Here is a 15,686-nt window from a genome sequence, read left to right as displayed (position 1 = left end):
CGGCTTCAAAAAAGCGCGGCTGCTGTTGTTTGTCTATCTATCTCGCCAAAAATCAGTTCCTGACCACTGAGTAGCGCCAGTTACCTGCTTTTGAAACGTCGAGTGTAATGGTATAGTTGCCGGCAGTGCCAACCGGGATATCGCTGCCACCGAAGGCCAGGGAGCCCGCTGTAGCGCCTCCGCCGAGATTGATATCCCAGGCATCATTTGCGCGGAACTTGATATTTCCGGGAGAAAGGTTGAGTGTGATACTGTACTTCTTAGTTGTGCCGTTGTAGGTCATGTCCTGGTCTGTACTCCAACTGCCGGTGGCGTCGCCGATCAAACCAAATGAATTGATCTTATCGGCACTCCAGGTCATGGCCGTAGTATTGGCTTTTACCAGGTAAACGCCGGTGGTCGGCACGCTGAGGTTGCTGCCGCCGTTGGTCAATATGCCTGTTGAGCCGCCGTAATCACCTGCTCCCCAGTTGTCTCCTTTTACAATTTTGAATTCGGCCGGGTCGTTGCTGAAATCGATAAAGCCGGTGTATTCGCTGTAAGGTCCGCCCACAGGGGTCAACGCTACCAGTTGCGGAGCCGTTTCCGGTGACCAACCCTGGTGGTTGCCCGCCACATTCAGGGCCTGCGGATATACATATTTAATCAGGCGGCTGATGAACAGGGTATTCTGATAGTCGGACAGTTGTTTCCAGGTGCCCGAAGTGGCTTCCACGGTCCATTTCAGTTTAGCATCCGTTCCGGGATCACCGAAGCCGTGTGCTGCCAGTGAATCATTGAAACGCTTATGCGTGTAAGTGCCGGTGCTGTCCAGACCACCATTGTCGGCGGTGAGGCGGAAAAGTGTTTGCGTATTCCAATCTACTGCTATCTCGTTGCCTTCTGCATCTGTTTTACGCTCCGCAAAAAGAATGCGGTAAGTAACCGCGGGGCCGCCGGTTGCAGGCTTGGACCGCGTCCAGTTGAATTTGATATTATCACTGGTAGATGCGGGGCTGATATCTACGTTGGAGGCGGCAGAGACAGGTCCCAGCAGGAAGAAAGGCGTTGCGCCATCTTTGAAACGGGTAACCGTGATGAAGAAAGTATTCTGCGACAGCAGTTGTTTGTCGCCGTTGTCGGCGATCACCGCCCAGGCCAATTCAGCGATGGCACCGTCGGCGATTCCTTTTGCCTTCAGCGCAGCATCGAGTTGCTGATACGTGAGCGCAAGCGAAGTGGCCGTGCCGCCATTGCCTGCGTCGAATTGCACCAGCGGATTGGTAAAATCAATCGTGGCGCGCTGCGACATCACCACCTTGTATTTCGGAGCAGTGGTGGTGCCGGGTTTGGCAGCATTCCAACTGAAATTGATGACAACAGAAGGAGTGGCCGCATTCAGGCGGGCCTGCGTTCCAGACACGGGAGCCTGCAGCGCAAAATCAACGAGTCCCTCCCCCGTCACCGTGTTATCATTAAAGTCGGCTTTTTTGCAACTGGCTATCACCAGTGTTACAATAGCCGCCAGAAACAGGATCTTTTTCATTGCAATCGTATTTAGATTATGACGGATAAGTTTAATTCATTCTTGTAAACGTTACTTCCTGTTCGGCAGAACTCACATTCACCGTAGCGCCGGAAATATCGAGTACCGTTCCGTTGAACTTGTAACGGAATTTAGTCAATTGATGACCTGCTCCCGGAGTAAAGTGACGTGTGGGAATAAACGTGGCAGCCCAAGTGTTGGTAGCAAATACACGCACCTGCAACGTAACAGCCGTTCCGATCTGTGCATTCGTTTCATCGTAAGCAGTAACCGTGGCCGATACAGGCGTCATGCGTTGTTCGTTTACAGTGCCACCCAATGAACGGTCGAAATTGATCGTAACAATATCCGATGTGCTCACCTTGGCCGGGAACACGCGCAACATGGTGGGAGTAAATACCAGCGGGTCGAAAAAGTTGGGTTTGTAATCCGACGTTTGTTTAGTGCCCGTCTTCGTTTTTACCAGGAACCCAAAATCTTTCAACTGTGCAGGGCTTTGACCAAAAATCTGCGTACCGATAAAAGTGAAAGACCATTTGTTGGTGCCGGCAGCCGTCATTTTGGCTTCAGGCGGTGAGTTGGTCCAATTGGTATTGGTCGATCCGTCTGCAGCAGGGTACTGCGCACTCAATGCCGCATTGCTGCGATCAATGGATGTGTTGGAAAATATCCAGATATAGGCTTCGGCCTCACCCGCCATCGGCGTACCGGTTACATCCACCGTAAGTGTTACCTGGTCCTCTGCGGTATACGTGGAAGGACTGAAGGTCGGGTTCTGTGCGTGCAATGCGCCGATTGTCAAACAGCTGAATGCAAGCAGGATAATTAGTTTATTCATACAGCGTTCGTTTTATTGTTTGGTGAATTCATAGGTGTACGATACGAGCAGTTTACCTGTAGACGCATCCCTCCTTTCTTTTTTCAACTGCAATACATTGCGGCCGCCGGCAGGATAACTACCCAGCGTTAATGTATCGGTGGCGGAACCTTGCTTGAAGGCAAGATAAGTCGGGTATTGTGAAGGACCGGCGTTCCAGTCTCCATTGGCCACGGCGATCACGGTTGGTGAATTACCGGGAGTGGTAGTGAAAGTGGTCGTTTGGCCGCTGTTGGTCACGTTGAGTGTGATCGAGTAATCCGTGTAAGGAAACAGCGTGGTCAGATCAAGTATGCTGTAAGGGAATCCCTTCTGCGCCGCATCTTCATCTTTCTGCGTCACCTTGCTGAGTTTCCAGGTACCGCCCAAGGAGGTCTTCACGTTGCGCACGGCACCGGTATCTTCAAATTTATCGGGGCGGCAGGCGTTCAGCGTTACAATCGCTGCCAGCAGTATGAGTAATCTCCGTGAATTCTTTTTCATACAGATTTAGTTTAATAGTGTTAGAAACAACCGCCTTCGGGGTTCATGATGAAAGGGGCAAAGGCGTCCTGTTCTCCTTTCGGAAACTGAAGAATAAATCCATTGCAATTCCATACCGACCCTCTGCGGTCGACATTTGTTCCGTTGCGGGCGCCGATGCGTTTGATCTCATGATAACGGCTTCCCTCGGCCACAAGTTCCAGTTCGCGCTCGCGGCGTGCGGTGGAAATCACAAGCGCTGCCGTGGCATTGGTGGCCAGGTTGCGCGTTGTGCCTCCGTAAGCACGGGTCATCAATTGGTTCAGATTCGTGATGGCATTGGTTAACGCCGCCGCATTGGACGAAGCAATCTCCGCCCCGCTTTCCGCCAGGATCAGTTTTATCTCCGTCAGGTGTACGATCGGCAGATCAAAGAAATCCTTGTTGTATTTCGTGGTCACATAATAACCCGATTGCAGCGTGTTGCTGTACCAGCTTTTTCTCACATCCAGCGGATCGGCATTAACAAACGAATAAAACTGGCTGGTGAAATTCAGCACCGGTATGTTGAGATCTGAACGGTAGTTGCCGCGCAGTTCGCTACCGGGTTGAAAGCGGGTAGCTTCATTGGCAATAACCAGGATGCCTTCGCGGCTCAGGCCGGGTGAAAAGCGGGAGCTGTGGCTGGCATCCGGCACGAACATGCTGTTGGCTGCAATCTCTGCGGCATATTTGTAAGCATTGGCAAAATCATTCATCTGGAAATAAACTTTTGCCAGGTAGGCTTTTGCTGCCCAACGTGTTGCTTTGTAGTTGCCGGTAAAGGTTTCGGGTAAAAGTGTTTCCGCATCTTTCAGATCGGCAATCACCTGGTCATATACCTGCTTCACAGTTGCACGCTGCACGGAACCGATCACAATTTCATTCCGGAGCGGAATACCGTAGTGTGAATTGTCGGATGTATAACCCCAGGGTTGTGCAAACAAACGCACGAGTTCGAAATGCGCCACACCGCGGAAGAACAAAGCCTGACCTTTTACATTGTCGGCGTTTCCTGCGCTTACCAGTGAAAGCTTGCGCAAAACACCATTCGCTACGTTGATGATGCGGTATCCTTTTTTATAAAAATTATTTCTTACATCCCCGAAGATCGAGTTCTGACGTTTGTAGATTTCTGAAAAATCGCCGGTGAAGCGGCTGCCGTCGAGTTCGTCGGCCAGCATGTCGGTAAGCGATTGCAGGCGTCCTCCCATAAAATCACCGTCGCCCAGCAAAGTATATTCGCCGTTCAGGAAATCCAGCACGCCGTTTTCATCTTTCAAAGCCTCTTCCTCCGTCATCTGACCTTCCGGCGGACGCTCGAGGAATTTTTTGCATCCGGTAGTGAACAGTGCCACTGCCAGGATTAAGGTGATTGATTGCCAGTATATCCGTTTCATATGTTGCAATAGTTTTTATTTAGAAAGTAACGTTCAGTCCGAATACGATGGTCCGCTGTGTCGGCGCCGTGAGGTAAGTAATGTTAGGACTCAGGTTGCGATCCTGCGGATTCTCGAAGTCACGGGTGATTTCCGGATCTCCGCCGGGATACTTGGTAAACGTCAGCAGGTTACTTCCTGTTGCGAACAAACGCAGACTCTGAATACCCACTTTTTTCAGCGAAGCGGGTCTGAACCGGTACGACAGGCTCAGTTCACGCAGACGCATATAATCGGCATCGCGGAGGAACATGGTAGAATTGAACTGGTCTTCACTCGGTACGCCGGGATAATCGGTAGCGTCATATACCAGTTTGGGATACTGGCTCTGATCGCCGGGGTTTACCCAACGGTCCAGCATGTCCTTGCGGAAGTTCCAGTTTTTCTTGGAAGTACCGAGGAACTGGTACTTTGCCGAGTTCTCATAAATATTACCACCGATCACAAACGTGAAGAGCGCGCTCAGTTCAAAGTTTTTATAAGAAACAGAGCTGTTGAATCCTCCGATATAGTCAGGCAGTACGGAACCGGCAAATACACGGTGATTCAATGAGTAGGTTTTTGTTTGCTTGCCGGTATTGTCCAGCCAGATGGGCATGCCATCCGCGGGATCAGTACCATAATAACGAACCAGGTAGTTTACACCAAGCGGAAGTCCTCTTACGATACGTGTATCATTAGTACCACCACTCACGGCATCAGGTCCGAGTTCGTAGTCGAGTACTTCGTTGTAGTTGCGGGCGATGTTGCCACCTACCGTCCATTTCACTTTATCGTTGTCAACGAGTTTGATGTTGGCACTGAGTTCGAGGCCTTCGTTGAGAATGCGCGTATCGGAAAGGTTGCGCCAGATATCACCCAGGCCGGTAGCAGAAGGAGAAATACCGGGAGACAGGAGGATATCTGTAGATATTTTGCGATAGTAAGCCAACTCACCGGTGATGCGTCCTTTGAAGAGGCCGAATTCAAGTCCCGCATCGAAGTTGCGCATGTTTTCCCATTGCAGATCGGGGTTGCCCAGGTTGTTGAGATAAACAGTGGTGCTGCCGTTGTAGTTATTACCCCCCACCTGGAAGTTATCATAATATACACCGGAAGGAATGTTGGCATTACCAACAATACCATAGCTGGCGCGCAGTTTCAGGTAATCGACCCAGGTCACATCTTTCATAAAATCTTCCTCGCTTACATTCCACGCAGCCGATCCTGAAGGGAAGAAACCATATTTGTTATTCGCACCGAATTTGGATGAACCATCCATACGTGCAGATACCTGGAAGATGTATTTGTCTTTGATGTTATAATTGACGCGTGCAAAGAAGCTGGTAAAGGTATAAGCGTCTTTCTCGCGCTCGCGGATCTGGTTGTTGTTGAGCAAACGGTCGCGGAGATTGCGGTAAGCCTGCACAGAGTTTACGTCTGTCCAGTAAGGCTTGGCAGCCCACTGACCTATTTCACCCGTATACTCACGCAGTGAAACAGATTGGTTTTCCTGACCTGCAAGAATGTTCACCTTGTGGCCGTTCTTCATGTCGATAAGATAGTTGGCCGTAAACTGGGTATTCCAGTTGGTACCCCAATAAGGATAACGCTTGGCATAACCGGAGTCCTGTGGTTTCTGTGTCCACAGATTGGTTTCGTATTGGTCGTCGAAGGAACGGCGGTATTCAACAGAACCGTTGGCTTTGATAAAGAAGTTGCGGAACAACTCCAGCTCTGCTGATAATCCGGCCAGGAAACGGTTGTCCACCTCACGGCGGCGCGTTTCATTCAGGCGGCGGATCGGGTTGCTTGTATTTACTTCGTAAGTACCATCGGGTTTGTAAACGTTGAAGATGGGCAGTGCGGAAGACATGGCATCACCGATACCACCATCCCACGCAGCAGGTACACGTTTATTTATACCACGGTTGAAACCGGATGTCAGGGATATTTTCAGCGTTTTTACCGGACGATAGTCCATGTTGAGACGCGCACTGAGCCGGTCGTAAGAGTTTGCTTTGATATAACCTTCGTTCTGGCTGTAAGAAAGGTTGGCAAAGGTTTTCAGTTTTGCCGTACCGGCATTGAAAGAAAGGTTGTGTTCGTTGATGAAACCGGTCTGGGTCAGCAGGTCCCACCAGTCGGTATTATTCGCCTGCGCCTGTGCCCAGGTAAGATTGCCGGGGAGTGGCGCCTGTCCGGTATGACCGCTGTTGACCCAGGCCTCCTGGCGCAGTTGCAACCACTCCGGACCATTTACAAAATGCGGACGGATAGCAGCCTGCGAAAAGCCGAGCCTGTTGGAATAAGTAAAAGAAGGTTTGCCGGACTTACCACGTTTGGTGGTGATGAGGATTACACCGTTGGCACCACGGCTTCCGTAAATACCGGTAGCACCGGCATCTTTCAGAATTTCCACTGATTCGATATCGGAAGGGTTCAGGGAAGATAGCGGGTTCTGGTTCATGGCACCGCTGTTGCCACGGAGGAAAGGATCCGATACAATGGGAATACCGTCGATCACATACAACGGGTCGCCACTTGCAGAAATGGAACCAACACCGCGTACACGGATCACGGAACCGGAACCTGCCAGGCCATTACCCTGGATTACCTGTACACCGGGAGCCTTACCCTGGAGGGCAGCTTCAAAGCTGGGTACGGGAATGGAATTCAGTTTTTCGCCACTTACACGGGAGATGGCACCGGTTACGTCTTTCTTGCGTTGAACACCGTAACCAACTACAATCACTTCTCCCAGGGAAGCGTTGTTAACGGTCAAACCAACATCGGCGCTGGTTCTGCCGCTCACATTTATTTCTTGTGTTTCATAGCCTGAGAAACTCAGCACAAGTGTGGTCACACTTGCATCTACCGTTAATTGATAAGATCCGTCCGAACCGGTCTGGGTAGCATTTCTTGTGCCTTTCGCCGTTACCGTGGCACCTGCAACAGGGCTACCGTCTTTGGAGTCGGTTACTTTTCCGGTAATAATTCTTTGCTGGGCGTAAGAAACGAGGGACACAAGCATGGCTATGAGAAATACAGCCGCTCGGAGCAATTTTCTGCACGACATAAGCAATCGTTAATAGTTAAGCAATTCGTTTCAGGAGAAAAAAATACACAATGTGTATTTAAGACACAATGTTAGAACAAAAAACAATATGTCAAAAATTTATTTTCGGTTAAAATCGGGCGTATTCCGGCGCCAGCCGGGGCTTTCAGAAAAAAGGATTAACCGGCCAGTACGGAACTGCCCGCTTTGCGGCGCTGGTTCTTTTTGCGGAATTCCGGCTTCAGTTTGTAGAGTTTACCCGGGCGGTGCGGCACATCGTCTTCCATTTCATTGAGATCCAGCAGCCAGTCTTTGATCGCGATCTTTTTGCGGAAGTTGCGGCGGTCCAGGTCCGTATCCAGGATGGCTTGGTACAGTTCCTGCAATTCCCGCAGCGAAAATTTCTCCGATAACAGGTTGAACACCACCGGATGTTCCATGATCTGCTCGCGCAAACGGTTGAGACAGGTTTCCAGGATGCTTTTGTGATCGAATGCCAGCTTACGGATATCATTCACCGAATGCCAGTGCAGATCGTTGTGATTCAGCTTGAGCTTGTGGTGTTTGATATCCACCAGGGCATAATATGCGGTAGTGATTACACGCCCTGAAGGGTGACGGTTAATGCTGCCGAACGTATGCACCTGCTCCAGGAATACATCGTCCAGCCCTGTGCGCTCGCGTAATACACGGTAGGATGCCGAATCCAGGTCTTCATCGGGACGCACCAGGTCGCCGAGCAGTGAATACAATCCTTCAAACTCCTCCAGATCCGACTTGATCAGCAGCACTTTCAGCTCTTTGTTATCATATCCGAAGATCACACAGTCCACCGAGATGGCTATATTGAAATAGTCGAGGTGACTTATTTTTTCAAGTTCCGCCGTCTTAAGCGATGAGTTTTTGGGCATAACCGATGATTGAATGAAGAGTTCAAAAATATAAACTTACAGCTTAGTATAGCTGCTGCGTTTTTACGGCACACGCAATTTTAAGGTTTTATTGCCCATGGCCGTGGTTACACGTACAAAGAAAAGTCCTGCAGGCAGGCGGCTGGTCTGTTCGCTGATCGCCACCTGGTGAACGCCGCGGTTGAGTGTGCCCGAGAAGGCAGTACCGATGCGTTGCCCTGTAGCGCCGATGATCTCTATTCTTACAGCACCGGCTTCGGGCAAGTGCAGTCGCACGCTTACATCAGAGCGGCCGGGATTCGGATATACCTGCGCTTTCAGTTCGGTACCCGGATCTTCTTCTTCCGGTTCGGGATCGGGAGGAACGGGCGTGTTGGCCGCAGGACCGTTCGGATCGCGGTTGATGTATAAATGATATTCGCCAGGTTGTAAAGTAATAGTCTGTGCATTGCCTGTTGCCGTAAAGCGCGCGTCGGTCAGGTAATCGCGCCATTCGCCTGCACGTGGGAAAGTAACGGCAGCCGTTTGGGCCACTACATCAAAGTTGCCGATCACCATAATATCGGATGTATCACTGGCCGAACGCAGCCGTATCCATTTGAACGCACCGGCCAGGTCGCGCTCGATCGTTGTTTCATTGGCGGTAAATACGTCGCGGAACCGCCAGTTGCCCCGCAGTTGGCCGAGTTTCGCATACACATTGTACAGTTGTGTACGACGTGCTTGCTGACGGTAATCCCAGCGAATTGGTTTCTCGCTCGTGCGGCAGTTATCACTCGGATAAGGTTGCGGAATGGTATTGCCCGGATGACAGGAAGTGATCGAATAATCGTATCCCGTTTCACCAAACTGCCAGATCATTTTAGGACCGGGAATGCTGTAGAAAAATGCCGCACTCAGTTCCATGCGCTTCAACGCGGTGGTGGTGTCTTTGGTATTATAACTACCGGCGCTGTTGCCAAATGTTACGGCGCGGTACATCATTCTTTCTTCGTCATGGCTTTCCATGTACGTCATCAGGTGCGGTTTGGTCCAGTTACGCACGGTGTGAATACCTCCTTCGAAGTTCCAGGTATTGCCTTCGGGGTCGGGTGTACTGTAACCCATCGCCGCCTGCGAGAAATTCTTATTGTGATTGCCCCAGAACAGCATGCCGTAATCAGCCAGTTCCTGCTCTTCGGGATTTTCGGCAAAATGTTCGAGAATGGCATAACTGCCGGGAGATTTGCGTTGCAGGGTATCGTAATAAGCTTTCCAGATGGCCACACGGCTTGCATCATATTTCCCCCACAACTCCACGTTGGACCCAGAGTTGAATTGCGTAAATCCTTTGGATAGGTCAAAGCGGAAACCGTCAATTTTATATTCCGTCAACCAATGCTCCACTACCCGCTTAAAGAAATATTTCGTTGGTGCCGCTTCGTGGTTGAAATCATGAAACACATTGAACGGATGTCTGGCCACTACATTAAAATAAGGGTTGTCGGCCGCCGTCTCATTGTTGCTGCCATTCCACCACATAGCGGCGAGCGGACAGGCACCGGTGGCATGATTGAGCGCGATGTCCATGATTACGGCAATGCCGCGGCCATGGCAGGTATCGATAAATTCCTTGAACGCATTTTTTGTTCCGTAATATTTATCCGGCGCCAGGAAATACGCGGGATTATAACCCCAGCTCAGGTTGCCGTCAAATTCATTTACCGGCATCAGTTCGATGGCGTTGATGCCCATGCGCTGCAGGTAATTCAATGTATCGCGCAGCGTATTCCAGTTGCGGGCAGAAAGAAAATCGCGCACCAGCAATTCATATACCACCAGGTTGCGTTTGTCGGGACGTGCATAACCTGCCGTTCTCCAATTATAGACCGGCGCGGCTGTCTGCACAATGCTCACAATGCCCGACTGCCCGGCGGGATAAGCGCGCAATCCGGGATAAGTAGCTGCAGAGATAAAAGGGTCGTTGTCTTTGTCCAACACTTTTTCGGAATACGGATCACCCACTCGGAGTGTGCCGTCGATCAGGTATTGAAAAGCGTATTCAGTGCCCGGCGTCAGGCCGGTGATCGTTTTCCACCAATACTGCCCATCGGGCGTCTTATTCATTTGAAAAGCCGCGTTCTCGGTCCACGCTCCACCCGGAAACTCCCCGGTCACGCAAATTCTTGTTTTGCCGGGTGCGAATAAAACCAAAGTAACTTCTGTATTGTTCGCCGCGTAGTTGATGCCGTCTTTCACACCTGCCGGAAGCGGTGCGGTGGTAACGCCACCGCCCACAAAAAAGCGGACCGTATCTTTTTTTACCGTCGTTCCGTTGTCCGCCTCTACTACCACTTCCGTATTACCGGCTACCAGTACGGGATTTGCAGCAATCGTTGTGGCGTTGGCAGCGGATTGAATAACGGCGCCATTGAGGTACAGCTTCATCGCTGAGGATGCGCTGGCTACGCCGGTTACGGGGAAATTATCGCCTGCAAACTTGTTGATGGTTTCGGGAACGGGTACATATTTCGGTTGAAAAAAAGGAACAGTGAAACGTGCTGCGAGTTCCGTACCATAAATCCTGAGATACATGTTGGACTGGTCCGCATTGCGCTGCACGCGGTTGCCATCGCCGCTGCGGAATAAAATAGCGATCCGTTGAATGGTTTCACCAACCGGTACATTGAAAAACTGCCGCACGTTGTTGATGGTGTACTGGAAACGGTTGTTGCCCAGCGAAACCGCTTTTGCGGCAGCGGGCGTGGTGGCCCAGCCAAACGGCACATACTTCCAATCATTCTGATCGGCACTCGCTGACGTAATCAGCCCGATATGCACATACACATCATCGGAATTATAACCGACCAGCTCACGGTTGCCCATAGAGGCATCCAGCGTGATGACAAGGTTATCATTGTCCTTAGGAAAAAACGGAGTTGTTTCCAGTAACTGGGCCGCGGCAAAAAGCGCCGGCAGCATGAGCAGAAGGGTAAAAGCAGCTTTCTTCATTTGACAAGCAGATTAGGGATGGCATCGTTTGAAAAGTGAAGATAATAAATATGTACTTTCTACACATTAATTTTTTCTAACCCGCTTCGTCGGGTTTCACCGGCGGTGCTTCACGTTCATATATTACCTTTACCCCGAAACATATCCGGCCATGTATAATGCAAATGAAACCAGGCATCTGCAACAGGAAACGGCTTCGCTTCTGAAAGCACCTGATGCCATCGGTACCAAACAATTGGAAGACCTGCGCAACGTATTGCGCTTTCATGAATACCGTTATTATATTCTCAACGATCCGCTGATTGCGGACTTCGAATATGATCAGCTTTTTAAAGCATTGGAGCGCATCGAAGCCGCTCATCCTGAACTGCGGACAGCAGATTCGCCCACACAACGCGTGGCCAAAGGGCTTACCAGAGACTTTCCCTCCGCCACGCACCTGGTGCCGATGCTTTCGCTCGACAACTCCTACAACAGCGACGACCTGCTCGACTTCGACCGCAAAGCGCGTGAACTGTCGGGCCTGAGCGAAATTGAATATTGCGTTGAACCCAAATTTGATGGCGGCAGCATTTCATTGATCTATGAAAACGATATGCTGGTGCGCGGTGCCACCCGCGGTGACGGCGTGGAAGGCGACGAGATCACCACCAATGTGAAACAGATTCGTTCATTACCGTTATCTGCCGGTTTTTCCAAATATGGCATTGAGCAGGTGGAAATTCGTGGGGAAGTATTGATCAACAAAGAAAACTTTCGTCAATTCAATGAAAAACTGATTGAGCAGGGACAGGCCCCCCTGGCTAATCCGCGCAATGCCGCTGCCGGTACCTTGCGCATCAAAGATTCCGCAGAAGTAAGCCGCCGCAAACTCGAAGCATTCGTTTATCATATCAGTTATGTAAACCTTTTGCCCGGTGCGCAATCGCCGGACGCTTTGGACACGCATGCCGGCTCACTTAAAATGTTGTGGGACCTCGGCTTCAGAAGCCCGCAGAAAGAAAAGCAGGTTTTCAAAGGCATCCAGGGTGTGATCGATTATTGTCTTTCGTTTGAACAAACAAGAGATGACCTCCCTTATGAGATCGATGGCATGGTGATCAAGGTAAACTCCACTGAACTGCAGGACAAGATGGGCATGACCACCCACCATCCGCGTTGGGCGATCGCTTACAAGTTCAAGGCGAGGCAGGCCACCAGTATTTTACAAAATGTGGAATTCCAGGTTGGCCGTACGGGTTCTATTACCCCGGTAGCCAAAATACAACCGGTACCGATCGGCGGTGTAACCGTATCATCCATTTCTCTTTTCAACGAAGACATCATAAAAGAAAAGGACCTGATGATTGGCGATACCGTATTGGTGGAAAGAGCCGGCGATGTGATTCCTTATATTGTAAAATCAATGGCGGAGTTAAGAACCGGCAGTGAGAAACCTGTTGTATTTCCCGGTACCTGTCCGGTCTGCAGCAGCCGTTTATTCAAAGAAGAAGGTGAAGCCGTATGGCGTTGTATCAACATTGAATGTCCCGCGCAGGTGGTGGAGCGTATGATTCACTTTGCGAGTAAAGATGCCATGGACATCCGCGGGTTTGGTGATGCCAACGTGCGCAAATTTTACGAGGCGGGATTGTTGAAAGATATTCCCGGCATTTATCAGCTCGACTTTGAAACCATCGGCACCTGGGAAGGATTTGGGAAAAAATCCATTGATAACCTCAAAGCGGCAATCGATCATTCGCGGCAGCAACCACTGCACAGGCTGGTCTTTGGCCTGGGCATCCGTTTTGTCGGGGAAACGACAGCAAAAACATTGGCCAATACGGTGACGCATTTGCTGGATCTCAAAGAATTCACCCTCGAACAATTGCAATCACTGGAAGACATTGGCCCTAAAGTTGCGGGAAGCGTGCAACATTTTTTCAGCAATCCGCAAAACATTGCGATGCTGGAGCAGCTTGAACAATTGGGGCTCAGTCTGCGTAATAATAAAAAGGATTTCGTGTCCTCGGGCAATCTGGAAGGGTTGACATTTTTATTCACCGGTACGTTACCGACCTTAAAAAGAAGCGATGCCGAAGCCATGGCGGAAGCCAAGGGTGGCAAGCTGCTCAGCGGTGTGAGTGCCAAGTTGAATTACCTGGTGGTGGGTGAAGATGCAGGCAGTAAATTGGAAAAAGCGAAGAAGATCAATACGGTGAAAATAATTTCGGAGGCGGAGTTTTTGAAACTGCTGGAAGAGTGAGGTGGTCTAAACAGCCGTATTAAGTAATAAGTATTAAGTATAGAGAGTATTCACTATTCACTATTCACTATTCACTATTCACTATTCACCTATTGACTTATTCACACTTTTGACTTTTGAATTAAAAAAAATATGCTTCAGAAAGAAACCATTAAGTTCCTCAGGGATCTTCAGAAAAATAACAACAAGCCGTGGTTTGACAAAAACCGTTCGATATACGAAGCATCGCGGCAGGACTTCGCAGCTTTGATTGATGAGATCATCCGCAAGCACAGCAAAAAAGATCCGTTGATCAGCGATCAGATCGGTAAGAACTGTATGTTCCGCATCAACCGCGACATCCGCTTTGCCAAAGACAAAACGCCTTACAAAAAGAATTTTGCCGCCAGTATCAACCAGGGAGGCAAGAAGTCGACGCTGGCGGGTTATTACTTTCACATGGAGCCAGGCAAAAAATCCTTCGCCGGCGGAGGCGTGTGGCAGCCGCAGCCAGCCGAGCTCGCTAAAATCCGCCAGGAGATCGATTATAATCTGCCTGCCTTTAAAAAAATAGTGGAATCGAAGAAATTTCAATCGCTCTTTGGTGAGCTTTCCAGGGAAGACGCGCTGAGTCGAGTACCCAAAGGATACGAAGCCGACAACCCTGCGGCAGAATACCTGAAACTGAAAAGTTTTGTTGCCATGGTCGATATACCCGATGAAGATCTTTCTTCTCCGGATCTGGCCAAAAAGGTCGTCGCGGCCTTTGAAGCCATTCAGCCGTTGAATACTTTTCTGAATGAGGCGATGCAGAGCTGATCGGCTAATTTGAAAATTTGATAATTAGACAATAAAAAAGCTTTCCCGATCAGGAAAGCTTTTTGCTATCGCCACTTTCAAATTGTCAAATCATCAAATTGGCTAATTAAAAGGTTTGCCTTAAAGCAAACCTTTTTCCGTCAGGTACTCCGCGATCTGCACCGCATTTGTAGCAGCACCTTTCCGCAGGTTGTCGGAAACGATCCACATGTTGAGGGTATTTTCCTGCGTCTCATCGCGGCGGAGACGGCCCACAAATACTTCATCTTTTTCATGCGCATCTTTGGGCATCGGGTACAACTGATTGGCAATGTCATCTGTTACCACTACGCCGGGCGCAGCTTCGAGTAATGATCGCAGTTCCGCAAGATCGAAGTCCTGCGCAAATTCCACGTTCACACTTTCACTGTGGCCGCCCATAACCGGAATACGCACGGTAGTGGACGTAACGCGGATATTATCATCACGCATGATCTTTTTTGTCTCAAGCACCATCTTCATTTCCTCTTTGGTATAGCCATTGTCGAGGAATACATCGATCTGCGGAATCACGTTGAGGTCGATGGGATACTTGTAAGCCATTTCTCCGGATACACCTTTGCGTTCGTTTTCGAGCTGTGTAACTGCTTTCACGCCAGTGCCGGTCACACTCTGGTAAGTAGACACGACCACGCGCTTAATACCATAGCGTTTGTGCAGCGGATTTAGCGCAACGACCATCTGGATCGTAGAACAATTGGGATTGGCGATGATCTTGTCATCCGCTGTAAGAATATCAGCATTGATCTCGGGCACGATCAGCGGACGGGCCGGATCCATGCGCCAGGCAGACGAGTTATCAATCACCGTGATACCTGCTTCTGCAAAACGGGGAGCCCATTCCAGCGAAGTACTGCCACCAGCTGAGAACAAAGCCACATCAGGCTTCGCGGCAATGGCATCCGTCATGCTTACCACCTTATACGTTTTATCACGGAAGGTGATTTCCTTACCCACTGATTTTTCTGAAGCTACCGGTAAGAGTTCGGATACCGGGAAATTTCTTTCTGCCAATACCTGTAACATTTTGGTGCCTACCAGACCGGTGGCGCCGACGACTGCGACTTTCATGGTTGTGTCCTCGCTTCTTTCTGCAAGAAGTGTTTTGTTTAAAAATAGTTTTAAAGAACGATCATCATGCGGCAAAAAAAGAGGCCTTCCACTTGGAAGGCCTGCTACATTTTTTATGCTGATGACATACAGAACGCTGCAAACCTTCCTATGAAAGCTTCTTCGTGCGTTTTGTATGTTTCATAATAATCATGGATGTAAAAATAAGCGTTGGCATTATTTACACCAAATTATTCAGTTCTTTTCTCATTG

10 protein-coding genes are annotated in these 15,686 nt (G+C 49.7%); 2 read left to right on the top strand and 8 right to left on the bottom strand.

Going from position 1 to position 15,686, the window contains the following annotated elements; all coding sequences use genetic code 11:
* Positions 1-52: 52 nt before the first annotated feature.
* The 7 genes from H608_RS23380 to H608_RS21095 all read right to left on the bottom strand — a co-directional run bounded on the left by H608_RS23380 (position 53) and on the right by H608_RS21095 (position 11,281).
* Complete coding sequence (locus H608_RS23380; RefSeq protein WP_051268001.1) at positions 53-1,525, bottom strand: SusE domain-containing protein; 1,473 nt, start codon at positions 1,523-1,525, stop codon at positions 53-55.
* A 31-nt stretch (positions 1,526-1,556) separates the two neighbouring features.
* Positions 1,557-2,363, bottom strand: coding sequence for a hypothetical protein (locus H608_RS0103535; RefSeq protein ID WP_028786471.1), 807 nt, complete (start codon positions 2,361-2,363; stop codon positions 1,557-1,559).
* A gap of 12 nt (positions 2,364-2,375) precedes the next feature.
* The gene (locus H608_RS0103530) at positions 2,376-2,885 is read right to left on the bottom strand and encodes a DUF5004 domain-containing protein (protein ID WP_028786470.1); all 510 of its coding nucleotides are present in this window, start codon (positions 2,883-2,885) and stop codon (positions 2,376-2,378) included.
* Between the two features lie 20 nt (positions 2,886-2,905).
* Complete coding sequence (locus H608_RS0103525) at positions 2,906-4,303, bottom strand: RagB/SusD family nutrient uptake outer membrane protein (protein WP_028786469.1); 1,398 nt, start codon at positions 4,301-4,303, stop codon at positions 2,906-2,908.
* Between the two features lie 19 nt (positions 4,304-4,322).
* Entirely contained in the window at positions 4,323-7,400 is a 3,078-nt protein-coding gene (locus H608_RS0103520) for a SusC/RagA family TonB-linked outer membrane protein (protein WP_028786468.1), read from the bottom strand.
* 158 nt (positions 7,401-7,558) lie between these two features.
* Positions 7,559-8,290: an NUDIX hydrolase gene (locus tag H608_RS0103515; RefSeq protein ID WP_051267997.1), complete on the bottom strand. Its 732-nt coding sequence runs from the start codon at positions 8,288-8,290 to the stop codon at positions 7,559-7,561.
* Between the two features lie 63 nt (positions 8,291-8,353).
* On the bottom strand, positions 8,354-11,281 hold the full coding sequence (locus H608_RS21095) for an alpha-amylase family glycosyl hydrolase (protein WP_038007021.1): 2,928 nt from the start codon (positions 11,279-11,281) through the stop codon (positions 8,354-8,356).
* Positions 11,282-11,432: 151 nt separating this feature from the next.
* On the opposite strand from H608_RS21095, the gene ligA reads away from it, so the two are divergent.
* Complete coding sequence (gene ligA / locus H608_RS0103505) at positions 11,433-13,526, top strand: NAD-dependent DNA ligase LigA (protein ID WP_028786466.1); 2,094 nt, start codon at positions 11,433-11,435, stop codon at positions 13,524-13,526.
* 132 nt (positions 13,527-13,658) lie between these two features.
* Positions 13,659-14,324 (top strand): DUF2461 domain-containing protein, encoded by a 666-nt coding sequence (locus H608_RS0103500; protein WP_028786465.1) that lies wholly within the window; start codon positions 13,659-13,661, stop codon positions 14,322-14,324.
* Positions 14,325-14,444: 120 nt separating this feature from the next.
* Here the strand turns inward: H608_RS0103500 and H608_RS0103495 are convergent, their stop codons facing one another.
* Positions 14,445-15,434: an aspartate-semialdehyde dehydrogenase gene (locus H608_RS0103495; protein WP_028786464.1), complete on the bottom strand. Its 990-nt coding sequence runs from the start codon at positions 15,432-15,434 to the stop codon at positions 14,445-14,447.
* Positions 15,435-15,686 lie beyond the last annotated feature (252 nt).

The organism is Terrimonas ferruginea DSM 30193, assembly GCF_000425585.1.
Lineage (GTDB): Bacteria > Bacteroidota > Bacteroidia > Chitinophagales > Chitinophagaceae > Terrimonas > Terrimonas ferruginea.
This window is presented reverse-complemented; position numbering and strand designations above follow the sequence as displayed.